The sequence below is a fragment of the Cupriavidus gilardii genome (genome assembly GCF_013314895.1).
Taxonomy (GTDB): domain Bacteria; phylum Pseudomonadota; class Gammaproteobacteria; order Burkholderiales; family Burkholderiaceae; genus Cupriavidus; species Cupriavidus gilardii_C.
This window is the reverse complement of the sequence record NZ_JABTYE010000014.1, coordinates 1-20,162: the sequence shown is the minus strand read 5'-3', so window position 1 is coordinate 20,162 and position 20,162 is coordinate 1. Positions and strand designations below refer to the sequence as shown.

Below are 20,162 nucleotides of genomic sequence, written 5' to 3'. Positions count from 1 at the left end.
TTCCCCTTAGATGCCGTCACGATAGCCGATCGTCTCGGGGTAGACCACTTCGACGACGCCCAGGCGACCGAAGTACGTGGTCAGCTGGCGGATGTCGCGATACTCGAGCGGCGTGCGCTGCAGCGGCACCAGCGGGAAGCGGACCTTGTCCTGCTCCTTGGTGTACGCGACCATGCGGTCGGCATTCGCTGCACCGCGCTGATACAGCCACTTCAGCGGCTGGATGTTCAGCGGGCGGCCGTTGATCGAGTTCGAGATGGTGTTCTGCTTCAGGTATTCCAGCACGCTGATGTTGCCGGCGTCGCTGACCTTCTTGCTCACCAGGATGCCGAACTTGGCCGGCGGCACTCGCAGCTCGCTCGGGCAGATGGCGAACGCCGACTCCTGCCAGACGCTCGTCAGCAGCTCGTTGACGTCTTCCAGGATCTGGTCCGGCGTGGCCGTCGCCCAGTTGCCGACCTTGGCATTGGCGAGGTTGCCGACTGCGGCATTGTTGACCAGGCCGGTCACGCCGAGAACCGGGTCGCCGATGTAGACCTGCTCGTCGACGTCCATGTTGTGCTTGAGCACCATGCCCTGGTACTTCTGCTGGTCGACCGGGCGGCCGAGCTTCTGGGCCGATTCCAGCTCGGGGATGGTCCAGCCGATCTGCATGCCCCACAGGGTCAGCGGGCTGGCCGTCTTGCCGATGTCGAGCGCGATACCGGCGATGGCCGAAGCGTCCTTGCCGATCCACGACTTGCCGTTGGGCGACGCGCCACCCGCGGCGGCGAAGCTGGAATTGGTGAACGACGAGGTTTCGTCAGCGATCGAGACGTCTTCGCGCAGGTCGATGTCACGCGACCAGGTGACCGACGCCAGCGGCATGTGCAGCGTCTGGTCCAGACGCTCGAGCTCGCCGATCAGGAACGCGCCGGTGCTGTCGATGGTCCGGCTGTCGAACGTCAGCATGCTGTCGCGGGTACGGGCGCGGATGATCGCCGGGGCATTGACCATGGCGATCGCGGCGGCCGCGGTCATGCGCGGAACGATGATTTTGCTCATTCTGGGTAGCCCCTTAGATGTTGAAGGAGATTTCGACGTTGCCGTTGGCATCGCCGCCGTCCATGAAGATGGCGCCGGTCACCGCGACGGTGTTGGTGCCATCGGCAGCGGCCTCGATGCCACCGATCGGCTTGCCATCCGCAGCGGCAGCGACGCGCACGTACACGGTGCCGCCCAGCGCCGGGGTGCCGGCGTTGTTCTTGACGGTCATGTAGCCACGGCGCAGCACGTCGCACACTCCCTTGGTCGGCGGCGTTGCGGTGCCCAGCGGCTCCGAGCCAGCGCCACCCGTGGTCGGGTACGGACGGACCAGCAGGCCATAGATGACGGCAGCGGTGTCACCGCTGGCGACGGGCACGAACTTGCCCGCAGCCAGCTTGCCGAACAGGCCGTAGCCGGGGAACGGCAGCGCCGGGTCGAAAATCTGCGGTTCGACGGTGGCTTGCGACTGGCGCGAGATGTCGCCCGGAATGCCCGAAGGCATGCGATACAGGATTGCGTTGCCCATGTGGGACTCCTCAGTTGGCGGACCGATCGGCCCAGAATTTGCGGTTGGCGGCGTTGATGTCCGCCACGGTCTTGGCCTTGCCGAAGTCGCGCGTCGGCGCTGCGCTGCGGGTCGTGCCGGCGTTGTTCTGCGCCTTCACCAGTTCGCTCGCGCCCATGAAGGCGGCGTGCACCAGTGCGGGCGGCAGCTTCTCGAAGTCGGCCGTCTTGTTGCCCAGGAACGGGGCGATCGCCTTCTTGCCGGCCTCGGTCTGGTACGCCAGGTCGAGCGCCTTGCGCTGGCACTTGCACAGGGCCGCGGCGCGGTCCTTGGTGTTCATCTTGGCGTCGAGGGTCGGCAGCTTGATGCCGGGCGCCAGAATTTCGGCGCGCGACGGGATGCTGGCCGCGGCGTCGCCGGTGTAGAGGTCGACGTCGGACTCGTCCAGCTTGGCGGCCGTCTCGGGGTCGGTGAGGTCGCCTTCGTCGCCGGTCTTGGCCTTCTCGTCGTCGTCCTCGTCCTCGTCGTCGGTTTCTTCGCGCTCCGAGTCCCGGGATTCGAGCTTGGACATGCGCGAGTCCAGCGCCTTCACCGTCTTCAGGATCTGGCTCAGGGTGTCGCCGGTCTTGGCTTCGCGCTCCTGGGCTTCGCGGGCCTCGCGCTCTTCCTCGGATTCCTCGTCGAGGGCCGTCTGGCCTTCTTCGATGGCCTCCTCGATGGCCGCTTCGTCCTTGGCCTTCATCGCCGTCATGAGGCGATCCAGCCAGGTTCGCTTGCCCTTCGGCTTGCTGTCTTTGGTCTTCATGTCTTCGGGTTCCTTATCGCCGATCGCGCAGCGCGGACCGCACCGGCCGCGCTCGACGAGGGCTACGTGGTTTCCAATGATTTCGCGCTGCACCCCGCGCCCAGGTCCTACCTGCTCATACCCTGCGTCGTATCCGCAGGACACCTCTCGAAGCCCAGCTCGCACCTCGTCGATGGCCCCTTGATTGGTGATCATCAGATCGGCAAGAAGAAGGTCGTCTTCAATGCCGGTTCCTCGCCGGACGTTCATCACAGTTCCGACGGCGAGGTCGTTCCAGTTTGATGGCCCAACAAAGTCGTCCGGGTGGTCCATCGTGACGGCCGCACCTTCAAAGCTGGCAATCGTTTCCGGCCGGAATACTTCGTCGGGCGTTCGGCTGATGCGCACGATCCCGTCGGGCCCAGGCTCCACCGGAACTTCGCCGGCCCCATAGAGCATTTCCCCGGTTCTGGCAATCGGCACGTCGTGGCAAACGAGGAATCCGGACGGCGTCAACGATTGCTTTGGCCCAAGGATTTCGGGTGTGAAAAATCGCATGGCGTATGGACGAAAAAAAGGCCGCTCTTGGCGGCCTGTCGTGTTCCAATGCTTTCCGCTACAGCAGCAGTCCGTTCTCGGCTGCCCACGCCAGCGGGTCTTTCGCTGCTTTGCGCTTGTTGCACTTGGCACAAAGCAACTGGATGTTCGTAATCCAATCCGATCCGCCCTTGGCGAGCGGAGTAATGTGGTCTGCGTGATATCCGCGTCGAATAGAAACGCCGCAACACGCGCAGCGATAGTTCTGCTTTTGAGCCAGCGCTAGAATCTCGGCCGCCGTATGCGACCCCTCCGCGCCCCGCAGCTTTGCGCGCCGCCGCCTTGACGATGCAGCACCAACATGCGGATTGTTCTTTCTGTATGCCCGTCTTCGGGCATTGAGGCGCTCAGCGTTCCTAGCGTGATACGCAGCAGACAAGGCAGACACTTTGTCAGGATTGGCCCGCCTCCACCGCGCCACATTCGCCCGGTTCTTCTCGGGATTCCGCTTCATCCATTCCCTGTGGTATGCGTTGCGCTTCTCCCTCGTGCGCTCGCGTGTCTCCGCATTTTGCCGGCGCGTGCGCTCAGTATTCTTCGCTCGCAAGGCTTGCGTCGCCGCATGCTGGCAGATGACGCAGGTCGTGGATGACGTATATCGAGGGGCGAGATGCCCGTGTTTGCATGGCTTGCCGGTGAAATATCTCGGCAACCCGGCAGCCTTTGCCGCATCGCGGGTGATGATGGGTTGCATTTTCGCCTTGACTAGGGGCTGACCGTTTGGAGGCACGGCAAGCTGGCGGTCAAACCAGCCTTTCGGGAGCTACCCTAGCCGTGCGGAAACCATTCTATCGGTTCAATCAATCCTCTGGTACCACCACTTCGCACCAGCACCGGCAGTTCGGAAACTGCCCGGCGTGCCCGGTCATTCCGTCCAGCGTCGGCGGGTCGTCCCAGCGCACGAACTGGCCGTTCATCTTTCGGTGCGAGTCGCGGACGTCCGAGTCGCCGGAGGTCTTCCAGATGTATCCCGGCGAGCCAACATGCAGCGCCCGCGCCTCGGTCAGTGCCGAAGCGGTGCGAGCTACCTCAGTCCGGGCGATCAGGTCAGCGCGGCTCTTGGCGACCTCGCCCGATGCCTGGATGGCCTTCGATATCTCCGAGGCCCGGGAGCTGTTCTCCAGCCCCTCGATCGTCAGCTTGTGGACACGCTCCGCGGCCTCGATCGGAATGGACCTGATGAGTCCGACCTGCTCGGCCATCAAGGCGCGCATCGTCGCGCCAGTCGGAGCGGAGCGAATCTCCTGCTGCAGTGCCCGAGACATCTCCTTGGCCTGCGCCATCCACGCCTGCTCATCGCGGCGGTTGACCTCGGCCAGCATCCGAGCGGCGGTCGCTTCAGCCCATGGAGTCAGCGCCTCGGCGTACCGCCGCAGCAGCTGCTCAATCGTCGGCGCGGCGCTTGGATCGCCAGGCGGAAAGCCATTGACGAGCGCGCCCACCTGCTGCGCGACCTGCCGTAGCTGCGTCCTGTACAGCCTTTCCGGACCGCTCGTCCTGACCGGATTCTTCCGGCCCCGCTTGCGGTCGGTCGTTCGGGTCGTCAGCATTGGGCAGTTCCAGTTCAGGCGCGGGCGGCGGATCGTTCTCCGCTTTCTCGATCGCTTCGTCCGAGATGCTGGTGAACACGCCGTGGCTATGGCTGGCCTGGCGCAGCTCCTTCATCGCCGTCGGTCGGTCGATCAGGTCGGCGTCGTAGGCCGTCACGATGGCCTCGGTCGTCGTCTTGGCGTTGGTCGCCTTCTCGGTGTCCGAGAGTTGCCATAGCGACGTGAAGCTATAGGCGAAGCCTTCCGGCGGCTTGTGCCCAAGCTCCGAGCGCACGAGCACGTCAAACAGCCGCGTCAACGGTGCGCGTAGGCGCCGCTCCTGCTGCTGCTTGATGTTGTCGTAGTAGGTCCGCAGGTCCGACTCCCCACTGGAGTTCAGGCCAGCCGGCGATTGACCGAACAGCCGCACCAGCGGGATCTGCAACGCGCCGGACAACTGCTGCCCGAACTGCATCAGCACGTTGTCCAGCCCGGAGAACTGGTATTGGTGAGTCTCGAAGGTGTCCGCCGCGTCGATCAGGGTCATGCCCTCGTTCGACTGGAACCGGCGGATCATGTCGACGTTCTTGAGCAGCCCTTCCATGGCCGGGCCACCGGCCGCGATGATCTCGCGCAGCTTGTCGACGCTCAGCGTGCGAAGGTGGGCCTTGTAGACCAACTGCGCCGCGCCGATCGTCGTGCTGTCGAACGCCACCAGGCGGTCTATCAACCGCTCGATGACCGACTGACCCCACAGGTTCTCAGCGATCTTCTGCCAGTACGGCAGCTCAACGCCGTCGATCCGCAGCACCCGGCTGTAGTGGATGCGCTGCCGCGACAGGGCCATGCTGTCGGCCACCACGTCGTAGTAGCGCGGCATGCCCATGTCCGGGCCCATTTCCTTGACCAGGTCCGTCAGGGTCGGCTGCACCAGCCACCGATCCATGACAAACAGGCCCTTGAACTGCCCAGGCCCGATGCTTTCGGGGTTCAGCGGTGTCGACGGGTTCTGACCGTCGATCAGCATCACCGCGAGCGCCCCGCCGTAGAGGCGCGCCCATTTGATGGTGTCGTTGATCCGGTCCCAGAGCGCCATGCGCTCGAATCCGGCCGTCAGCTTGTTCCGGTCGCCCGGGTCCAGATCGGCGTCCAAATCGACCCCGGCGCGGGTCATGTCGTCCGCGACCACGTCCACGGCCTGGCCGACCACCCACGACGACCTGTACATCGCCTCCATCTGCACGCGATTGCGGCTGATGAAGTCGAACCCGTAGGTGTACTGCGATGCCTGATTGGCGGTGCCCAGGCCGACGCGCGCCTCGAAGTTCTGGAAGCTGTCACCGCTGGCCCAGCGCTTCGCATTGGCGGAAGCCGCGACATTGGCCTTGTGCGCCATCGCCGCGTCTTTTCGTTGTTTGCGATTCATTGTGCGAGCCTTGCCCAGGTGTCGATGACTCGGCCGGAGGCCAGCAGGTCATTGATGGCGTCGACGAGCGGATCAATCTGGTCGTCGTGCGCGTGCGTATCGTCAGGGGTGAACGCGTCGCATTCCTGGACGAAATCGCTCACCCACGGCGCCGACTCGGGGATGTTGACGTACCCCGAGTCGATGTAGCTGACCACGTCCATCACGCGGGTCAGCTTGTCCTTATCCCGCTCGATTCCCTCGATGGGGATGCCGCCGCTTTCCCGGATGTCCTGAATCAGCCCCGTGCCGCTGGCCTTGTCCTCAACGCGCATCTTCACCAGCGCGGCGCCGTGCGGCATGCCGAGCGGCAGATGCTTGTTCCAGAAGTCGATCGCCTGACGGCGCAGCTGAGGCGCCTCCCACTTGCCGCGGATCTGGTCGAGCAGGTAAATCCGCCCGTTCTTGCCCAGCCCCCAGCACTGGAAGACGCTGTAGTCGTTCCGCTCTGCGGTCTTCTGCGCCGTGTCGGCATAGATGACGCGCTTGACGAGCTCCGGCACCACCGAGTAGCGGCCAAAGTTGGCGCTCTTGATGATCCCGCCGCCCAATGGGCTCGGTCGCTGCATGTACTGGCCGCTGAAGACGTAGCGGTCGGCCCGCTCCATCTCCAGCATGTCAGCCAGAGGCTCCTTGTAGGGCCAGTAGCTGAACCGTCCATCGGCGTCGGTATCGACACGCTCCACCATGGCGCGGACGCGCTCAGGCAGATTGGCGACGTAGGCGTCGGTGATCAGGGCCGGGATCTCGATGAACTCCCAGTTCCCCGGCACCTTGCCGGCCTTGATGAAGCCCGTCGGGTCTTCCTCGGCCAGCCGCTGCATGATCACGATGATCGGCGTGTCAGGGTTGGCCTTCCGGCTTTTGACCGTGGACAGCAGCTTGCGATTCGCCTTGTCGCGGTTCGTCTTGCTGTAGGCGTCCTCGACCTTGAGCGGATCGTCGATGATGATCGCGCCCTGCCATCCTTCCGCCATGTGGCCGGCCCGGAAGCCGGTGATCTGCCCACCCAGCGACACCGCGTAGACGCCGCCGGCCTTCTTGCCGTCGACGACCACGTTCCAACGCTTCTTCGACTTGGCGTCGTCAGCGATGGCCAGCGGCCACAGCGCCTGGTACTCGTCCGATCCAACGATCTCGCGGGCGGTCTCGCTGTTGAGCAGCGCGAGGTCGTCCGAATACGAGATGTGCAGGAAGCGGGCGCGCGGGTTCAGCGCCAGGCCGCGGGCAATCAGGTTGATCGCAACGAGCTCGGTTTTCGACGAGCCCGGCGGCACGTTGATGACGACGTTCTTGAGCTCGCCGTCGATAACCCGTTGGACCGTATCGGCGATCAGGACGTGGTGCCAATTGACTCGGAACTTGATGCCCTGGCGGTGCTTGAAGAAGTAGCGGCTGAAGAACAGATGGTCCCGCTCGCACTTCGCCTTGATGACCGCCAGTTCGAGATCAGTATTCGGCCTCGACTCGGTCGACGATAGCTTTGACTTCGCGTTCATCGACCACCGTCGTCTTCTGTTCGATCGGACCGCCGTCCTTGCCGACGTGCTCCTGCGTCACCTTCTCGCCGAAATCGACGCGGTTGAACTTGGCGCAGTGCCAGCGTCGGGCGTCCATTCGGACCCGGGCGACGGCTGGATCAGGTTCGGTATCCGCGATCTCGATGACTTCCTCAGCGTGGAAGTACGTTCTCGCGTGGCACGCCTCCAGATACAGCTTGCGCAGTCCCTCGTCGGAGGCGATCCAACGATTGATCTGCTTCCTGTCGGGCAGGTCCGACCCTTCGCATATCTGCCTAACGCTCTCGCCACCAGCGATGCGCTCGCAGACAACCTCCATGACGGCAGCCCTATCCCACGACCCATCTTCGGCGCGGAGGTTGGGTGCTTCGTTCGACATGGGTCAGATCAGAATAAGAAAAGCCCCGCCGAGACCGGACGGGGCGAACTCGCGGTGGGCGCGAGAGGAGACGAGTTGAGGGGCATTCCCTCAGTGCTTGAGCCGGCTGGGAGCTAACCCTGCCGCCATGGTTCGGCACACCAGCACAAGCTCTGAAGCAACGCCGTAAACGCAAAAAGCCCGCTCACTGGCGGGCTTCTCTTTCTCCGGGGCGAGCGCCGCCCCTTAGGCGGCGGTCTCGGCAATGGCCGGAATCAAGTTGTCCGGCGCAGTATAGGGCATCTTTTTTCGGTTTACAACACCCTCGTCGTCGATCCGCACCAGATGCTGTTTCAGCAGATGCTTGGCCCTCGCCATCTCCAGGTCGAAGACGCTGTGCGGGCGCTGCCGGATGCCGAGCTTGCGGCAGACGAGCCACGGCGGCAGGTTGGTGATGTACGACAGCTTGAGCAACTGCTGCTGGTACGGCACCAGCCGCCGCCATGCCTTCGTGACGCGATCGGCGTCCTTGTGGTCGATCTCGACGATCTCGGGAACGTGGGGCCCGTTCGCCAAGATGTCGGCCAGCTTCGCCCATGGCGCGCAGTAGCCCGGCCGCGGCCCTCCAACTCTGTTGGCCTTGGCCCAATTCTCCAACCGCTTTTCCAGATCCATTCCGGTCCCCGTACGCATGAAATCCTGATTCCTATCTCTTCCCGCCAACCGCCCCGACGAGCATCCCTGCACCAGACTCGTCCCGACTGGCCGCCACCTCAGCAATCTCCTGCTCCGTCGCCCCAGCCTGGCGCAGCGAGTCATGGAACGCCTGCCAGTCGGCGAAGGTGGGCGCGGGCTCAGCCTTCGCGGGCCCCACGCCCACCCGCATGTTCCAGTTCGCCTCCGGGCAGCTCGCGCCGCAGGTGTAGCACTTGATGACCTTGTACTGGTTGCGCGACGGGAACTCGGTCATTTCGATCTCGCCCTTTTCGCCGTCGTCGCCGCAGAAGGGGCAATGCAGGTGGTCAGCCATTTCGGTCTCCTGGTATCTCCGCGCGGATGGCGTCGGCGCAGCGCTCGGAGCCGTAGGCCGGCGATCCCACAACCTCATGCAGCGCGGAAACCTCGCGGTCGCAAATCCCCGCCGCCCGCTCCATGCCAGCGGCGTAGGCGTTGCCCCATCCGAAAATGAAGCCCTCCCAATACCCTTGAGTCAGTTTGTCCAGGTAGAACCCGTGCTCAGGGTCGCGGCGAAGGTCAAGGCAGTCGTGCTCGCGCTCAAAGATGGCGCGCATCTGCTTATCGTCCATCGTCGCTCCCCTTCGTCAGCCCGCGCCATTTGCACCACTCGCCACGGTCGAAGCGCAGCCAACGAATCGCGTCATTCATCCACGTATGGCCGTTCCAGTAAGCCCGGAAGACCTTCCTGTGCGGGAAGTAGGATTGCAGTTCGTAGGTGCCTTTGCGGACCGGCTTCGATCCGACCGGGAACCACGGTGTGCGCTCGCTCATGCCTTCTCTCCCTTGCTGGCCGGGAAGCTATCGTGCTGAACGCCGTCGAGCAGGCGACCGGAGGCCTTCTTGCCCACGCGGTACAGGTCCGGTTCATCGTCTATGTGGCCGTCGGCGCTTGCGAGGTTCTCTCGGCCAAAGCGCCACGAGCCGGCAAAGAGTGAGGCAGTGTCGACGATTCCAGTCATGCGACCGACATTCACCCCTGGAGTCCACTCTCCCCACTGCTTGAACAGGAACGGGACGCCGGCGGCAGCGCACTGGTCGCGCAGGCTTCGCGCCCAATCCGGATGCATCGGGCGCGCGCCGGGGCCGCTCTCGCCGCCGACGATCACCCAGTCGAGCGACGCTGATGCCTCGGCCTGGTTGTGCTCACGTGCCAAGGCGTTCCACTGCGTGATGCGATCGAAAGGAAGCGTTACCGGACCGAGCAAAGGCTCCATGGATAGGAAGCGAACCCGCGCGCGCACGGCCAACAGTTTCGGGATGTCGCGGTCGGCCTCTGCCTGGTTGACGATGGTGGCGCCGAGCCAGACGTTGTCGGGCAACCAGCCCGGAATAGTGGACACCATTGCTTGCACGTTACCGATGCGCTTGGTCAGAAGCAGCCAGTCGAGGTTCGGCGTACTCCGGATGAGCGCGAACAGGTCTTCTCGCCACTGCGGGTCGACAGCGTTGTCGAACACATCCGCTAGGCTGGCGCAAAACACCCGCTGCCGCCGTCCGTGCTCGGCCATGAACGCGTCATGGTTGGCGTTCCAAACCACTGGTTTGCGCCAGTTGGCGGCCGAAGTGCGGCGGCGCGGCGCGCCCGGTCCCCAGTTGATGGCCGTGCCGCCGGCAAAGCGCGCATTGCGCGTCTCGGCGTAGCAGTGGTCACAGCCAGGCCCGACCTTCTGGCAGCCCTCCCACGGATTGAAGGTGTGGTCGGTCCATTCGATTGCGCTGTGCTCAGCCATGTTCCTTCCCTCCGCGAGCCGCGTCGATGGCGGCGCGCCATGTATCCCCTTGGATTATTTCGCCATCATCCGCACGGATCACCCGCTTGACCGGCTCGCCTTCAACCCAATCAGCGCAGTGCGCGGCTTGATCTAGCCAGTCCAGCCGCGCCGCGTCCTGCTCCAGCTCGCGGACCTTGGCGATCAGGGCAAGCACTGCATCTGGGCAAACGGCGGCGATGAATTCGCCCACCGCATCCTCATCGACCGGATCGGGCCATGCGCCGATGTTGGTTAAAGGCAACACCAACCGGACGGTATTGGGGCTTCGGCTTCGAGTATCCAGCCTCGAAAACGGAATCGCCGTCAGGGAACCAGACAACGCAGCCGGTGGCATCCCATGTGCCGAGGCCAGCATCGGCTCCTGCCGCCTTCGCCAGCCGCTCCAGCGCATCCAGATCAATCTGCATTGCCGCCTCCGGTCGGGTGGTGGGCGGCGCGTTCTTGCCGCATATTCCTATAGCGCTCTTTACGCTCTGCCGGGATTGGCTCGCCCATGAAAGTCGGCGGCGATGGATACAGTTTTTCCACGTCGGCCTTGTAAGCACCCAGTGCGGCACACGCCTGATCGAAAAAGCGTTGATTGTCGAACAGACAGCATTCCAGTTCGAATGCCAACCGGCTGGCATGATTGGCTAGAATTTCGTCTGCACTACTCTCCGACAGTGCCCCCTCCACGCGCGGCTCCGATGCGGCGCGGGCGAGGGCGGCGCGGAATGCGTCGCAAATAGCGGCCTTGTCAGCCGGGAAAGCCACCCCGGCATCCATACCGTGAGCGATGCACTCCGTGATGATTTCCTCATCCGTCAGCGCCGCGCCTTCCGGCTGGCGGGATTGGGCGGCTTGGGCATATTGGCGCATCTGCGCCGCCGTGAACCACGGTCCTTCACCGGGCTTCGCCGTGTAGCCTTGGAATCCAGCGCCGTGACGCCATAGGTCGGGATACGGCAGAGGAGGCAGCGCATCGCGCCCCTCATCCGGTACCGGCCGGCTTTGCTCTTGCCGGGAATGTCCGACAGGTGGATGCACCTTAAGCATGTCGGCCAGCGCGCGCTGCAACAGTTCTTCGGTGATCGTGTCGCCTTCGTGGTGGTCGATCAGCCAGGCGGGAAACTTGTCCCACTTGACGCGATCTGGCTGCGCCCCGGTAGCGGCTTGCGGGCCGTAGGCGCGCTCGTGCGCAGCCCAGCCAGCAGACCAGCCAAGGTTGTATGTCGTGTCCGGCCCCGCCACCCCGGTAGCGGCTTGTTTCGTCCCTGCGGCGGGCGCGGCGAGTAGGGCGCGATGCTCGACGGCCAGTTTCAACAGGATTTCAGCGGCGCATCGTTCGTTGTCCGTGCGGTAGCCGTCCTCTTTGATGCTGCGCAGCCATGTACCGACCGAATCCACGAGACAGCCAGCGCAGTACGCATCGCCAAGCTCTCCACCGCAGCCGTCGCACTGCTCATCCACCCCGCGCGCTTCCTCGGCGGGCTGCTCGGGCTTCGCGAGCATCGCTTGCGCATCCTTGAACCCGTCGCGGTATCCGTCTTGATGCGCCTGCTCTAGTTCCGTTTTCCGGCGCAGCGCATCGGCCGCCGCCTTCATCGGGCTTTCTGGCTCGGCCTGCGGCTTGTTCTTCGTGTTCATGCTGCCTCCCGCGATAAATTGATCGGCTTTCTGCCGTGGTTCTGATGGAATCCGTAGATCTTCTCAGCGGCCTTCCTGGCTGCGATTGCTTCAGCCATCGTCTTGTAGGTGCCGAGATTCATGCGTCTTTGGTTCACCGTTATCGATGCCTCCCATGTCCCGTAGCGCGCGCAGTGGTAGACCCCAACGGTGCCCGTCGTGTTGTGACGCGGCATGCTGGTATTGCGGTTGTTCTCCAGCTTCGTAACCGCACGGAGATTCGCTATCCGGTTGTCCGATTTATCGCCGTTGATATGGTCGATCTGCTTGTCGCCAATGTCGCCATGCATCCAAATCCACACGAGGCGATGCACCGGATGCTTGCGGTTGTTGATGGTCGTCAGGCGGTACCCTCGGCAGTTCACGGAACCGGCCTCTTTGCCCGCATACCGCTTCGTCCATCGTTCATCATGAGGGCGTGGAAGCCATGTCATGGCTCCGGTCTGTGGGTCATACCCGAACATGGCGCGCAGTGCCTCTTGGGTGGGCTCATTCATGCTTGCCTCCGCTCGGCTGCGGGGTGATGACGCCGAGCGCCGTCCATGCGCCGGACTTCCGGCGCACATCGTCCATACGAGGGTCTGTGTCCAGTATCGGCCCCTCGATGCCGCCGTCGCTGCGGAAGCGCACCCACGCCACCGGCTCCCCGCTCGGCGCTGCGCGGGATAGCAGGGCCGCTTTGATACGCGCGTCACGGTCAGCGATGTCCCACCATTTCTTGATGCCCAACAGCGCTGCTAGACGCTCACCATGCGTCGCGATGAACTGCTCATCCGCCAGCCCCGGCGCCTGCGCTGGCAGCGCCGCGTAGAGCGGCACGCGCGAAACGTAGTCCATGTCCTTCCCGTGGCGCTCCATGTAGGCGGCATACACCAGCTCGGATTCACCGTCGGCACACGTCACGTCATAAGCGTAGGGCGCCGCCTGCGCTGCCGGCTGCTGCGCGAGGGCGTGCATCGCCTCGTAGCACCAGAGTGCCTCGTCAGCCCACGACGATCCGGGCCGGTTCTCTTGGCCGTCGATGAGAGAACGCGCTCCCGCTGCCATCATTTCCTCGGTCACGACTGCACGCTGCTCCATCCCCACCGCTTCCTTGTCCATGTCAGTTCTCCTTACGCCTTTTCGAGTTCGAGTTCTTGCGCCACGACCACCACCTTCGGCGTCGCTGCGTACCGCTTCACCACGTTGATTTCCACTGCCTGCGAGTCGTCGACGTAGACCACGCCGTTCATCCCGTCCTTGATCGCCTTGAGCACGTTGTCTGCGTCCGGCTTCTTCGTCGCGGCCACAAGCCCTTCCACGGCCAGCGCCTGCTTGCGCTTGCTCCAGCTTGTCGGGATCGGCAGCAGGATCGTCACGCCCAGGCGCATCGGGCCTTGCATCGGGTCAGCGCCGGCCATCGCTTCGGCTGCGGCCATAGCAACCAGGCCCTCGTATGCCGCGGTCTTGGCCGGCGTGTAGGCGCGCACGAAGCCGCCCCGCTTGGCGAACCGCGCCCTGCCCTTTGCCACCGGTGCGCCCGGGACCGTGAACGTGCAAACGCGCGCGCGCACGCGCGTCGTGGCGGCATCCGTACCCATTTCTTCCGGCTTCGGATCGCAGCAGCAGGCGATTTCGAGCATTTCGTCGATGGTCATGCGCGCCCTTCCATTCGTTGCTTGATCTTCTTGATGGCGCCGACTACGGTTTCGCTGTCGTAGCGCTGGATGTACGCGCTGTCTACATCCTCTCCGTAGTCCCTCTTTTGTTCGGGAGAGAGCATGAACCGCGTTTTCGCACACTGCTTTCCCGTAACGCGATAGACCGACCACCCCAACTCCAGAAGGTCGGCGTCTCGCTTGGCGTCCCTCTCCGCGTCATGCCACTCCTTCCCATCGCATTCCAGGGCGATCTTCACAACCGGATTGCCGAAGTCGACGAAGTACTTACCAACCGGAAGCTGGGGCCAAAGCGGTACACCCAGGCCACGAATCTCGCACCAAGCGTCATATTCGATCGGCGAGAAGATGCTGACCCAATCAGCGATCTCATACGGGTCCCCATAACTCCATGTGTCGAGCCCATCCTCGACGCGGCGCGCTTTGGACCTATAGTTCGACCGGATCGCGTCAAACCGTTTGCCGATCGGCAGCGACGCGTCCACCGTTCCCATGGGGTATCGGCTATGGCGCCGAATGATGTCCTCAATCTCTTGGGCCGTCGTCATGCGGCAACTCCGATCGGCATCCCCAGCGCGCGCTTGGCCATGTCCACAACGGCGAGCGTGAACTTCTCGCCCCGCTTCTGCCGCTCCAAGATCCGCTTGGCCCAGTCCTTGTTGCCCACGTCCTTGCGCATCGCCTTGACCTCGGCTACGGCAGCCTGCACCCGCTCCGGTTGCGCACGGGTCTTGCCAGTCGCCGGCAGGGCGACAGCACGCGGCGGCACAGGGTTGACCTCGCCTCGCAGCACCTCATCCAGCGCTGCGCTGTAGCGCTTGATGAGCGCGCTGTGCGACAGGTTCAGCATGTCGAACTCCCCAACCTTGACTGCGGCCCAGTAGAACGCCGGATTGGTCCATTGATCCTTGCCTTCGCCCCGCAGGCGAAGCTGCTGCGTGGCCTCGTACAGCGCCGCGTCGTAGTTGACCGGAGGGCGGCACAGAGCGATGAACTCGGGCAGCGTCGGAGGCCATGCCAGCGTGCGCAGCGCCTTGACACCGAAGGCCAGCTCATCGCGACCAAGCGTCGCCAGTTCGATCGCCCACAGACGCCGCATCGCGGCTCGGCTCGTGCCTGCCCAAGCGTTGGCGAACTTGGCGCCGTAGAAGCCTTCCAGCCGCTCGAACAGCGAATCGATCCAATGCTCGGGAAGCGCTGCGGCCGGCCAGTCAGCCGACGAGGCGCGCTGTGGCTTCGATGGTGAAAGGGTCGTCGGGGTCATAGCTTCTGTCCCTGCTGCGTCCGGTCAATTCGTCGAGGATTTGCTTCTGCTGGTCCAGCCTGCTCTGCTGCGCGGGCCCGGCGCGCGGTACGGCCTTCTCGTTTCGCACCCAGTTGCGCCACGTCGCAGGCCAGTCGGACTTGCGGCCCTTGGCGCCAGGCTGCGCGATCCAGTAATCGCGGAATCGCTCGGCAACAGCGCGAGGGTCCAGGTCAGGCCGAGTGCTGCGACAGAACGCGATTTGCTCGTCGTCCGGCTCCCAGTCCTTGGGCAACGCAGACCCGCGGCTAGCAGGCGACGGCTTTGCCGGCGCATCTACTCTTTTCTGTTCCTTCTCTTGCTCTTGCTCTTGTTCCTGCTCTTGGCTTGCAAGGGGCTTGGAAGGGGCTTCCAAGGGGCTTCCGTTTTCGCGCTTTCTCGTGAGGTTGAAATCAGCCTCGTATTTCTCGAAAAACCGCGCCAGATAAGGGTTTTCGGGAAGCGCGTTGTACTCGTTCTGCACCCCTGCACAGCGCTTATCGCTCGGGCTCAGACGCTCTCCGATCTGGTAGTGGGCCATTTCGACCACCCAGACCACTTCGGAGTCCTCGTCGTACTCGCAGAACCCAGCTTCGATGGCCCATGCAAGCCCCTTCGATGCCCCTTCCATGCCCAAGCCAGTCTCGTGCGCGATGTACATCAGCGGCACGTAGTAGAGGCCGAGCATATTGGCGTGAGGACAGGTCATCAGGTACAGCGCGACAAGCTGCGCCTCGGGGCCACGCTTGCGCAACTCCTTTCCCGTTCGCCCCATCCAAAACTGAGGGCTGACCTTGCCGTAGTCGCGCATTGCTACCCCTGCGTCCCAACTTGTCCCTGCTTGGCCCGCTTATGGAAGGCGATGACCTCGGGGTGTAACGACCCATAGGCGGCTTCCAGGATCAGCATCCCGAGCAAATCGGGCGTGTTGCATCCCATCGCAGCGGCTTTCATCACCAAGTCCCTCGCCTCGTCCGGCGGAATCAGCGCGACCACTTCCGTCTTGACCTGGCTCATGCCGCCACCAGCGGGCCGGAATGGCCCAAACCGTCACTGACGCCGCTGATCGCGACGGGCAAAGTTCCGACAGCGCCGAACAAAGCAATCTCGGCGATGCGGGCGAGAGCCGCGGAATCCGAATCGATCCCGTGGACCTCCTTGTAGAGCTGGAGGGCTTCGTAGGCGCGGTCACGAAGACGCGTCTTCACCTCGTTCCGAAACTCAGCACGGCGGGACATCGGGTACCTCAACAATCAGGTAAAGGGGTGCATTCCCCATGGATATGGAAAAATCGAGCCATCTCACTTTCTCAACCACCCAAACCAGGGGAACGCATGGAAACGATGACTTTGGAGAAGTTGGACGCTCACCTTCGCGCGTTGGAGGCGGCCTTCATCGCGCTCGCGAAAGTCCAGCCCCAGGACGCACGGGAGCGGTTTTTCACCGAGTTCGACCGGAACCTGGACTCCATCGCTGCAGCCTTCGCCACAATCGGCAGAAGCGACGACTGGAAGGAAAGCCTGTACAAGCATCGCGACGCGCTCAAAGACCTAATCTCTTGAACGCTTCCGCGTCGTTGGCGGAAGGCGCCGCGCTTTCCGCTGAGGCGCGGACGTGCAGGCTCAATGCTGGGCGAATGATCCAGAGCATCAAACGGGCATACAGTCGTTTCATCTCTTCTCCTTCGGCAAAATGGACGACCACGAGAGGAACGGGAAGGCATAGCCACGGTCACGCGGCCTGAGCAGACGATTCCTTGCTGGTGCAAGCGCTCATCGGCTCGACAAGGCCATCAAAGGCATCCGGACGCGCCAGCTTGAGGTACTGCAAGCGCGACCTGGGGATGCCAGTGCGCTTCCACTCAGACACCGACGCTGGAGCGATCTCGCAGAGTCGAGCGACGGCGGACGTGCCGCCCATTCGCTCGATTGCTGTTACGGCGTAGTGGTCGTACTCGTTCATGACGTTCCCTGTGCATTGGTCTTCCGGTCCTATTTTAGGTCTTCCTAAAAGAATATGCAAGGGCATCCTAAAACGCAATCGGTTAGGCTTACCTAATGGAAACGTGGAATGACCGGCTTGCCGCCGCCTGCGAGGAAAGCGGCCAGTCCAACAACTCTCTCGCCAAGAAGGCAGGCGTGTCTGCGCCCACGTTCTCCGCATGGGTGGGCGCCGCCAGCATCAAGCCAGCTGAGACCATAGGCGCTCATCGCCTGTTTGCAATCTGTCGCGAGCTCGGCATTCGGCCAGAGTGGGTGTTGTTTGGTGAGTTGCCGAAGTTCCAGCGCGACGTGTGGCCATTCTCGGTTGACGTCAACGCGGTAATGCAGCTCCCAGCAGACGAGATCGAGCGGGTCGACGACTTCATTTCGCAGACCATCGATCGATGGGAGCGCAAAGGAAAGAATGCTGACCGCCCTGCGGAGGTCACCGGCGTAGCCGGCTCGCGCCGCCTGCCTGGGCAGCACAAAAAAACCGGCTGAGCCGCAAAAGAAAAGTCAGGGAACGAGATCGGAATGCCGACCTTCACAGAGCACGACCTTGAGCACCAAAGGCTCAGGCATCAGGTCCTGGTCCTTGAGCATCTGGTGCTTGTGCTGATAACTGCGCTTGCCAAACAGAAATGCGTCGAGAAAGGCGCCGACGAAGAGCCAGGAGCCATTGGATCGCTTGCTCGCGTTCTTCTGGAGAAGGGTCTCCGAAGCTTAAGAGATCTTCCGCCCAGCGGTGAATTTCATCCTGCTGAACGCGCGATGTTGATGGATGAGTCATCTGAGGTCTTCCAGGACATTGAGAAACACCTCGAATTTATATTGAAAGGCGGCTTCTAGGGGAGCCGTGTGCAGGCCGACCAGAAGAAGACCGGCTGAGCCAAGCCGGCAGATCCGCCCGGTCGCAACAAAACCAAAAAGAGAATGTCGAATAACAAGAACCGGGGACACCAGTCCCCATGGAAAGCCGTGTGGGCGTTTGCGGGACACGCGCTGGCGGGAGCGGCGATCTTCGTAATCCTTGCGTTGCTCGCCTTTGGGCTAGGGAAGTTCGTTTCGTTCCTTGAGGCAAATGGCGCATCCTATGCCTTGGTGATCGGCCTGACCGGCTTGGAGTACTTGATCTTCGCGGCAGACGCGGTCTGCATGCTATTCTTCCTTTGGAACGCAGTTCAAGCAGCCTTTGAGGAGATGAAATGAGCACATGGACGATTTTTTGGGAAGCAGCCAAAGAGACGCCGCGGCTCTATTTCGCGCCCATTCAAGCGATGCTGGCAGCGACACGTGATGTGCAGCAGGAGATGGTGAAGACGCAGTCGAGGGTCATCAGGGCCAAAACGATCGACCGCGCCTCGAAGAAGCAACTCACACGCACCAAGTAGACGCCTCGCGTAGGTAAAAAGCCCGCCACTCCGGCGGGCTTTTTTACGCCTATCGCTTGCCCTACCCCGGCAAGTCTCTCTGCCTACCTGGAGCGCCTAATGCGCCCCACGCGCTCAGTGCGCCTCGACCTCCCCATCGGTACATTGGGCCTCACCCTACCCTGTAGCGCATGCACCTCGGCAGGGCATTTTGTATGTGCTAACTACACAAATCCCTTAACTTGATCCCTCAAAGAGCCGGCACAAGGACCGGCAGCATGAGAGGGGTCCATGTCAAATGTTATTGAGCTGGCGCGCTACCGGGGATCGGCGCAGCGCGAGCAGCACCAGCCGAAGCCGCCGGACGGGACGATTACGATCCAGTGGCAGCCGGACGGTACACATGCCTATTCAATTTCGGGTGCGTACGCCATTTCGCGACAGCTCGCGGTCCAGGCACTTGTCGAGGTAAGCGCGGAACTGCTGGCGGACATCGGTCGAGCGAAATTTTAGTCCTTCCTAAAATAATTCTTGACGCATGTTTTAGGCTGTCCTAAGATACATCCATCGACGCACTACACCGATGGAGCCGCAGATGAACAACACCCGCACGAAAGGAAAACGAGCCGCGTTCTGGCGGCTCGTGTACTGGCTCGTCGAGCCCATGCTCGACCTGCTCGATGCGCGCAAGGCGCGACAGCACGAAGCTGTCCATCACTACGCGCGTCGAGCGACGGACGCCAATACGGTCAACCGCCGATGCGATACGACGACGGATTCACGACCTTAGCGAAGGTTCCGTACACGTGCCCGCAGGCGATGCAGTGAGCGATTTCGAACCACGGATCACCGGCGCCGTTCTTCTGACGGCTTGGCGTGCATCCGATCGTATCGACACCGACAAGACCACAGTCCGGGCACTTCGGCTGAGCAATTTCTTGAGTCATTGGGAAGGTCGCCTCGCTAGAGGCGAGGTTGTTGTAGGGACAACGATTTTCGCATGGGGCGCCCTTCCCACCCATCTGATGGAGCAAGCGATGGCAGCCACCCTCATCCAAGACCTGATCCGAGTCCCGGGCCAGCCCGAGGTGGCGGACGACTTGGAACACCTCTGCTCGTCCTTCTTCGGCGACCTGCGCGTCGAGGTGTACGGCAACGTCGTTGGCAACGGCATGAGCGCTCGGATCTATGTGGCCGACGTCGCCATCGCCGGCACGACGATCAGCCTGCGCGACTCGCTCGAGGGCACCCACTGGGAGCGATTCGAACGCGATGCCCGCGAGGCATACGAGCGGTCGCTACGCCCGGTCAGTGACTGGCGCGGCAATACCCACTGGCAAGCCGCCTGAACAACGACAACGCAACAACCTCAACGGAGAACAATCGATGTCGGACACCACGCCCATCGTGACCTACAAGGGTTTCGACAAGGACATGCAGTGCCGCGGCTTTCAGTACGAACTCGGCAAGACCTATGAACACGAGGGCGACGTCGAGGCCTGCGCCGGCGGTTTTCATGCCTGCGAGTACCCGCTTGACGTGTTCGGCTATTACCCGCCCGCCGGTAGCCGCTTCGCCGTGGTCGAGCAGTCGGGCGACCTGAGCCGAGACAGCGGCGACACGAAGGTCGCAAGCCGCAAGATCTCCATCAAGGCTGAGCTCGACATCGTCGGCATGGTCAAGGCGGCGATCGAGTACACCACGAGCCGGTGCAAGCCGATCGACCCGGATTCGCCCGCCAGCAGCACCGGCTACCAAGGCGCGGCCAGCAGCACCGGCGACTACGGCGCGGCCAGCAGCACCGGCACCCGCGGCGCGGCCAGCAGCACCGGCTACCAAGGCGCGGCCAGCAGCACCGGCGACTACGGCGCGGCCAGCAGCACCGGCTACCAAGGCGCGGCCAGCAGCACC

Annotated in this window: 33 protein-coding genes; 9 read left to right on the top strand and 24 right to left on the bottom strand. The window is 63.0% G+C overall.

Annotated elements, in window-relative coordinates; translation table 11 throughout:
* Window positions 1-6 precede the first annotated feature (6 nt).
* The 22 genes from HTY53_RS14880 to HTY53_RS14775 form a co-directional block, all read right to left on the bottom strand.
* Entirely contained in the window at window positions 7-1,044 is a 1,038-nt protein-coding gene (locus HTY53_RS14880; protein WP_174107386.1) for a DUF2184 domain-containing protein, read from the bottom strand.
* Window positions 1,045-1,057: 13 nt separating this feature from the next.
* Window positions 1,058-1,552, bottom strand: coding sequence for a structural cement protein Gp24 (locus HTY53_RS14875; RefSeq protein WP_174107385.1), 495 nt, complete (start codon window positions 1,550-1,552; stop codon window positions 1,058-1,060).
* A gap of 10 nt (window positions 1,553-1,562) precedes the next feature.
* Window positions 1,563-2,873 carry a DUF2213 domain-containing protein gene (locus tag HTY53_RS14870; protein ID WP_174107384.1) on the bottom strand — a complete coding sequence of 437 codons (1,311 nt, stop codon included), beginning with the start codon at window positions 2,871-2,873 and terminating at the stop codon, window positions 1,563-1,565.
* Between the two features lie 58 nt (window positions 2,874-2,931).
* A complete protein-coding gene (locus HTY53_RS14865) occupies window positions 2,932-3,606 on the bottom strand; it encodes an HNH endonuclease (RefSeq protein ID WP_174107383.1) in 675 nt (224 codons plus the stop codon).
* Between the two features lie 106 nt (window positions 3,607-3,712).
* Complete coding sequence (locus tag HTY53_RS14860; RefSeq protein ID WP_174107382.1) at window positions 3,713-4,354, bottom strand: phage head morphogenesis protein; 642 nt, start codon at window positions 4,352-4,354, stop codon at window positions 3,713-3,715.
* Window positions 4,296-5,867, bottom strand: a complete 1,572-nt coding sequence (locus HTY53_RS14855; RefSeq protein WP_174107381.1) for a DUF1073 domain-containing protein — start codon at window positions 5,865-5,867, stop codon at window positions 4,296-4,298. The genes HTY53_RS14860 and HTY53_RS14855 overlap by 59 nt, the downstream gene beginning before the upstream one ends.
* Window positions 5,864-7,405: a phage terminase large subunit gene (terL, locus tag HTY53_RS14850; protein ID WP_174107380.1), complete on the bottom strand. Its 1,542-nt coding sequence runs from the start codon at window positions 7,403-7,405 to the stop codon at window positions 5,864-5,866. The genes HTY53_RS14855 and terL overlap by 4 nt, the downstream gene beginning before the upstream one ends.
* Window positions 7,356-7,805, bottom strand: a complete 450-nt coding sequence (locus HTY53_RS14845) for a hypothetical protein (protein WP_174107379.1) — start codon at window positions 7,803-7,805, stop codon at window positions 7,356-7,358. The genes terL and HTY53_RS14845 overlap by 50 nt, the downstream gene beginning before the upstream one ends.
* Window positions 7,806-8,030: 225 nt before the next feature.
* Complete coding sequence (locus HTY53_RS14840) at window positions 8,031-8,459, bottom strand: hypothetical protein (protein ID WP_174107378.1); 429 nt, start codon at window positions 8,457-8,459, stop codon at window positions 8,031-8,033.
* 31 nt (window positions 8,460-8,490) lie between these two features.
* The gene (locus HTY53_RS14835; RefSeq protein WP_174107377.1) at window positions 8,491-8,814 is read right to left on the bottom strand and encodes a hypothetical protein; all 324 of its coding nucleotides are present in this window, start codon (window positions 8,812-8,814) and stop codon (window positions 8,491-8,493) included.
* Complete coding sequence (locus tag HTY53_RS14830; protein ID WP_174107376.1) at window positions 8,807-9,091, bottom strand: hypothetical protein; 285 nt, start codon at window positions 9,089-9,091, stop codon at window positions 8,807-8,809. Before HTY53_RS14830 ends, HTY53_RS14835 begins: the two co-directional genes overlap by 8 nt.
* Complete coding sequence (locus HTY53_RS14825) at window positions 9,081-9,293, bottom strand: hypothetical protein (RefSeq protein WP_174107375.1); 213 nt, start codon at window positions 9,291-9,293, stop codon at window positions 9,081-9,083. The genes HTY53_RS14830 and HTY53_RS14825 overlap by 11 nt, the downstream gene beginning before the upstream one ends.
* Window positions 9,290-10,252, bottom strand: coding sequence for a phage Gp37/Gp68 family protein (locus HTY53_RS14820; protein ID WP_174107374.1), 963 nt, complete (start codon window positions 10,250-10,252; stop codon window positions 9,290-9,292). The genes HTY53_RS14825 and HTY53_RS14820 overlap by 4 nt, the downstream gene beginning before the upstream one ends.
* Complete coding sequence (locus HTY53_RS14815; RefSeq protein WP_174107373.1) at window positions 10,245-10,649, bottom strand: hypothetical protein; 405 nt, start codon at window positions 10,647-10,649, stop codon at window positions 10,245-10,247. The genes HTY53_RS14820 and HTY53_RS14815 overlap by 8 nt, the downstream gene beginning before the upstream one ends.
* Before the next feature lie 41 nt (window positions 10,650-10,690).
* Window positions 10,691-11,920 carry a hypothetical protein gene (locus HTY53_RS14810; protein WP_174107372.1) on the bottom strand — a complete coding sequence of 410 codons (1,230 nt, stop codon included), beginning with the start codon at window positions 11,918-11,920 and terminating at the stop codon, window positions 10,691-10,693.
* Entirely contained in the window at window positions 11,917-12,456 is a 540-nt protein-coding gene (locus HTY53_RS14805) for an HNH endonuclease signature motif containing protein (RefSeq protein WP_174107371.1), read from the bottom strand. The genes HTY53_RS14810 and HTY53_RS14805 overlap by 4 nt, the downstream gene beginning before the upstream one ends.
* Window positions 12,449-13,060, bottom strand: a complete 612-nt coding sequence (locus HTY53_RS14800; RefSeq protein WP_174107370.1) for a hypothetical protein — start codon at window positions 13,058-13,060, stop codon at window positions 12,449-12,451. Before HTY53_RS14800 ends, HTY53_RS14805 begins: the two co-directional genes overlap by 8 nt.
* 11 nt (window positions 13,061-13,071) lie before the next feature.
* Window positions 13,072-13,539, bottom strand: a complete 468-nt coding sequence (locus HTY53_RS14795) for a RusA family crossover junction endodeoxyribonuclease (protein WP_174107492.1) — start codon at window positions 13,537-13,539, stop codon at window positions 13,072-13,074.
* Between the two features lie 53 nt (window positions 13,540-13,592).
* On the bottom strand, window positions 13,593-14,165 hold the full coding sequence (locus tag HTY53_RS14790) for an endonuclease domain-containing protein (protein ID WP_174107369.1): 573 nt from the start codon (window positions 14,163-14,165) through the stop codon (window positions 13,593-13,595).
* On the bottom strand, window positions 14,162-14,881 hold the full coding sequence (locus HTY53_RS14785) for a hypothetical protein (RefSeq protein WP_174107368.1): 720 nt from the start codon (window positions 14,879-14,881) through the stop codon (window positions 14,162-14,164). The genes HTY53_RS14790 and HTY53_RS14785 overlap by 4 nt, the downstream gene beginning before the upstream one ends.
* On the bottom strand, window positions 14,829-15,710 hold the full coding sequence (locus HTY53_RS14780; protein ID WP_174107367.1) for a DNA-binding protein: 882 nt from the start codon (window positions 15,708-15,710) through the stop codon (window positions 14,829-14,831). Before HTY53_RS14780 ends, HTY53_RS14785 begins: the two co-directional genes overlap by 53 nt.
* Before the next feature lie 2 nt (window positions 15,711-15,712).
* The gene (locus HTY53_RS14775; RefSeq protein WP_174107366.1) at window positions 15,713-15,916 is read right to left on the bottom strand and encodes a hypothetical protein; all 204 of its coding nucleotides are present in this window, start codon (window positions 15,914-15,916) and stop codon (window positions 15,713-15,715) included.
* A 20-nt stretch (window positions 15,917-15,936) separates the two neighbouring features.
* Here HTY53_RS14775 and HTY53_RS14770 point away from each other — a divergent pair, with 20 nt between their 5' ends.
* Entirely contained in the window at window positions 15,937-16,461 is a 525-nt protein-coding gene (locus tag HTY53_RS14770; RefSeq protein WP_174107365.1) for a hypothetical protein, read from the top strand.
* On the opposite strand, the gene HTY53_RS24925 is transcribed toward HTY53_RS14770, so the two are convergent.
* Both HTY53_RS24925 and HTY53_RS14765 read right to left on the bottom strand, forming a co-directional pair.
* Window positions 16,442-16,573 carry a hypothetical protein gene (locus tag HTY53_RS24925; RefSeq protein WP_257720539.1) on the bottom strand — a complete coding sequence of 44 codons (132 nt, stop codon included), beginning with the start codon at window positions 16,571-16,573 and terminating at the stop codon, window positions 16,442-16,444. The genes HTY53_RS14770 and HTY53_RS24925 overlap by 20 nt on opposite strands.
* Before the next feature lie 57 nt (window positions 16,574-16,630).
* Entirely contained in the window at window positions 16,631-16,861 is a 231-nt protein-coding gene (locus HTY53_RS14765) for a hypothetical protein (protein ID WP_174107364.1), read from the bottom strand.
* A gap of 95 nt (window positions 16,862-16,956) precedes the next feature.
* Here HTY53_RS14765 and HTY53_RS14760 point away from each other — a divergent pair, with 95 nt between their 5' ends.
* The 8 genes from HTY53_RS14760 to HTY53_RS14725 form a co-directional block, all read left to right on the top strand.
* Window positions 16,957-17,382: a helix-turn-helix domain-containing protein gene (locus tag HTY53_RS14760; protein ID WP_174107363.1), complete on the top strand. Its 426-nt coding sequence runs from the start codon at window positions 16,957-16,959 to the stop codon at window positions 17,380-17,382.
* Window positions 17,383-17,415: 33 nt separating this feature from the next.
* A complete protein-coding gene (locus HTY53_RS14755) occupies window positions 17,416-17,730 on the top strand; it encodes a hypothetical protein (protein WP_174107362.1) in 315 nt (104 codons plus the stop codon).
* Between the two features lie 84 nt (window positions 17,731-17,814).
* Window positions 17,815-18,090, top strand: coding sequence for a hypothetical protein (locus HTY53_RS14750; RefSeq protein WP_174107361.1), 276 nt, complete (start codon window positions 17,815-17,817; stop codon window positions 18,088-18,090).
* Complete coding sequence (locus HTY53_RS14745; RefSeq protein WP_174107360.1) at window positions 18,087-18,272, top strand: hypothetical protein; 186 nt, start codon at window positions 18,087-18,089, stop codon at window positions 18,270-18,272. Before HTY53_RS14750 ends, HTY53_RS14745 begins: the two co-directional genes overlap by 4 nt.
* A gap of 270 nt (window positions 18,273-18,542) precedes the next feature.
* Window positions 18,543-18,764 (top strand): hypothetical protein, encoded by a 222-nt coding sequence (locus HTY53_RS14740; protein WP_174107359.1) that lies wholly within the window; start codon window positions 18,543-18,545, stop codon window positions 18,762-18,764.
* 82 nt (window positions 18,765-18,846) lie between these two features.
* On the top strand, window positions 18,847-19,041 hold the full coding sequence (locus tag HTY53_RS14735) for a hypothetical protein (protein WP_174107358.1): 195 nt from the start codon (window positions 18,847-18,849) through the stop codon (window positions 19,039-19,041).
* A gap of 34 nt (window positions 19,042-19,075) precedes the next feature.
* A complete protein-coding gene (locus HTY53_RS14730; RefSeq protein WP_174107357.1) occupies window positions 19,076-19,600 on the top strand; it encodes a hypothetical protein in 525 nt (174 codons plus the stop codon).
* A 37-nt stretch (window positions 19,601-19,637) separates the two neighbouring features.
* A partial coding sequence (locus tag HTY53_RS14725; RefSeq protein WP_438820964.1) for a DUF7666 domain-containing protein occupies window positions 19,638-20,162 on the top strand: 525 nt, incomplete at its 3' end.

What these genes read in the sequence shown, in the direction of transcription:
- HTY53_RS14880 (WP_174107386.1), bottom strand. Translation starts at nt 1,044, where the DNA reads ATGAGCAAAATCATCGTTCCGCGCATGACCGCGGCCGCCGCGATCGCC.
- HTY53_RS14875 (WP_174107385.1), bottom strand. Translation starts at nt 1,552, where the DNA reads ATGGGCAACGCAATCCTGTATCGCATGCCTTCGGGCATTCCGGGCGAC.
- HTY53_RS14870 (WP_174107384.1), bottom strand. Translation starts at nt 2,873, where the DNA reads ATGCGATTTTTCACACCCGAAATCCTTGGGCCAAAGCAATCGTTGACG.
- HTY53_RS14865 (WP_174107383.1), bottom strand. Translation starts at nt 3,606, where the DNA reads ATGCAACCCATCATCACCCGCGATGCGGCAAAGGCTGCCGGGTTGCCG.
- HTY53_RS14855 (WP_174107381.1), bottom strand. Translation starts at nt 5,867, where the DNA reads ATGAATCGCAAACAACGAAAAGACGCGGCGATGGCGCACAAGGCCAAT.
- terL (WP_174107380.1), bottom strand. Translation starts at nt 7,405, where the DNA reads ATGAACGCGAAGTCAAAGCTATCGTCGACCGAGTCGAGGCCGAATACT.
- HTY53_RS14845 (WP_174107379.1), bottom strand. Translation starts at nt 7,805, where the DNA reads ATGTCGAACGAAGCACCCAACCTCCGCGCCGAAGATGGGTCGTGGGAT.
- HTY53_RS14840 (WP_174107378.1), bottom strand. Translation starts at nt 8,459, where the DNA reads ATGGATCTGGAAAAGCGGTTGGAGAATTGGGCCAAGGCCAACAGAGTT.
- HTY53_RS14835 (WP_174107377.1), bottom strand. Translation starts at nt 8,814, where the DNA reads ATGGCTGACCACCTGCATTGCCCCTTCTGCGGCGACGACGGCGAAAAG.
- HTY53_RS14830 (WP_174107376.1), bottom strand. Translation starts at nt 9,091, where the DNA reads ATGGACGATAAGCAGATGCGCGCCATCTTTGAGCGCGAGCACGACTGC.
- HTY53_RS14825 (WP_174107375.1), bottom strand. Translation starts at nt 9,293, where the DNA reads ATGAGCGAGCGCACACCGTGGTTCCCGGTCGGATCGAAGCCGGTCCGC.
- HTY53_RS14820 (WP_174107374.1), bottom strand. Translation starts at nt 10,252, where the DNA reads ATGGCTGAGCACAGCGCAATCGAATGGACCGACCACACCTTCAATCCG.
- HTY53_RS14815 (WP_174107373.1), bottom strand. Translation starts at nt 10,649, where the DNA reads ATGCTGGCCTCGGCACATGGGATGCCACCGGCTGCGTTGTCTGGTTCC.
- HTY53_RS14810 (WP_174107372.1), bottom strand. Translation starts at nt 11,920, where the DNA reads ATGAACACGAAGAACAAGCCGCAGGCCGAGCCAGAAAGCCCGATGAAG.
- HTY53_RS14805 (WP_174107371.1), bottom strand. Translation starts at nt 12,456, where the DNA reads ATGAATGAGCCCACCCAAGAGGCACTGCGCGCCATGTTCGGGTATGAC.
- HTY53_RS14800 (WP_174107370.1), bottom strand. Translation starts at nt 13,060, where the DNA reads ATGGACAAGGAAGCGGTGGGGATGGAGCAGCGTGCAGTCGTGACCGAG.
- HTY53_RS14795 (WP_174107492.1), bottom strand. Translation starts at nt 13,539, where the DNA reads ATGGGTACGGATGCCGCCACGACGCGCGTGCGCGCGCGCGTTTGCACG.
- HTY53_RS14790 (WP_174107369.1), bottom strand. Translation starts at nt 14,165, where the DNA reads ATGACGACGGCCCAAGAGATTGAGGACATCATTCGGCGCCATAGCCGA.
- HTY53_RS14785 (WP_174107368.1), bottom strand. Translation starts at nt 14,881, where the DNA reads ATGACCCCGACGACCCTTTCACCATCGAAGCCACAGCGCGCCTCGTCG.
- HTY53_RS14780 (WP_174107367.1), bottom strand. Translation starts at nt 15,710, where the DNA reads ATGCGCGACTACGGCAAGGTCAGCCCTCAGTTTTGGATGGGGCGAACG.
- HTY53_RS14775 (WP_174107366.1), bottom strand. Translation starts at nt 15,916, where the DNA reads ATGAGCCAGGTCAAGACGGAAGTGGTCGCGCTGATTCCGCCGGACGAG.
- HTY53_RS14770 (WP_174107365.1), top strand. Translation starts at nt 15,937, where the DNA reads ATGGCCCAAACCGTCACTGACGCCGCTGATCGCGACGGGCAAAGTTCC.
- HTY53_RS24925 (WP_257720539.1), bottom strand. Translation starts at nt 16,573, where the DNA reads ATGAAACGACTGTATGCCCGTTTGATGCTCTGGATCATTCGCCCAGCA.
- HTY53_RS14765 (WP_174107364.1), bottom strand. Translation starts at nt 16,861, where the DNA reads ATGAACGAGTACGACCACTACGCCGTAACAGCAATCGAGCGAATGGGC.
- HTY53_RS14760 (WP_174107363.1), top strand. Translation starts at nt 16,957, where the DNA reads ATGGAAACGTGGAATGACCGGCTTGCCGCCGCCTGCGAGGAAAGCGGC.
- HTY53_RS14755 (WP_174107362.1), top strand. Translation starts at nt 17,416, where the DNA reads ATGCCGACCTTCACAGAGCACGACCTTGAGCACCAAAGGCTCAGGCAT.
- HTY53_RS14750 (WP_174107361.1), top strand. Translation starts at nt 17,815, where the DNA reads ATGTCGAATAACAAGAACCGGGGACACCAGTCCCCATGGAAAGCCGTG.
- HTY53_RS14745 (WP_174107360.1), top strand. Translation starts at nt 18,087, where the DNA reads ATGAGCACATGGACGATTTTTTGGGAAGCAGCCAAAGAGACGCCGCGG.
- HTY53_RS14740 (WP_174107359.1), top strand. Translation starts at nt 18,543, where the DNA reads ATGTCAAATGTTATTGAGCTGGCGCGCTACCGGGGATCGGCGCAGCGC.
- HTY53_RS14735 (WP_174107358.1), top strand. Translation starts at nt 18,847, where the DNA reads ATGAACAACACCCGCACGAAAGGAAAACGAGCCGCGTTCTGGCGGCTC.